General features: G+C 78.7%; 1 protein-coding gene. It reads left to right on the top strand.

Going from position 1 to position 541, the window contains the following annotated elements; genetic code table 11:
- On the top strand, window positions 1–541 hold a 541-nt coding region (locus tag ABD308_RS13930; RefSeq protein WP_486327022.1), incomplete at both ends, for a LacI family DNA-binding transcriptional regulator.

Genomic DNA, 541 nt, shown 5'->3' with positions numbered 1-541 from the left:
GCGCCCGCGCCCGCGGCCGCCCCCGCGCCGGGCCGCCCCGCCGAGGTCACCACCCTGGGCCTGCTGGTCCCCGCCGTGGTGCAGTACTTCGACGAGGTGATCACCGGCGCGCGCACCGCCGCGGCGGAGGCCGGCGTCCACCTGGTGCTCGGCATCTCCTCCTACGAGGCCAGCGCCGACCGCGTCCAGGTCGACCAGCTCCTCGCCTCCGGTGTCCAGGGCCTGCTGCTCGCCCCGAACTGGACCGGCGCCGACCGTCCCGACGAGCACGCCTGGGTGGCCGAACTCCCCGTCCCCGCCGTCCTGCTGGAACGCCTCCCGGCCCCCGGCAGTCCCGCCGCCGCCCTCGACGCGGTCGGCTCCGACCACCGGCACGGCGTCCTGCTCGCCCTGCGCCACCTCGCCGCCCTCGGCCATCGGCGGGTGGCGCTGGCGGCCCGCACCGACACCTGGACCGCCCACCAGGTCCGCCTGGGCTACGCCGAGGCCTGCCGGACGCTGGACCTGGCCGCCGGGCCCGTCATCGACAGCCGCACCCCGG

Origin of the sequence: Kitasatospora putterlickiae, assembly GCF_039527695.1 — a bacterium.
In the GTDB taxonomy this organism is placed as follows: Bacteria; Actinomycetota; Actinomycetes; order Streptomycetales; family Streptomycetaceae; genus Kitasatospora; species Kitasatospora putterlickiae.
Note: the sequence above shows the minus strand (reverse complement) of the source record. Positions and strands in the feature narration are given on the sequence as shown.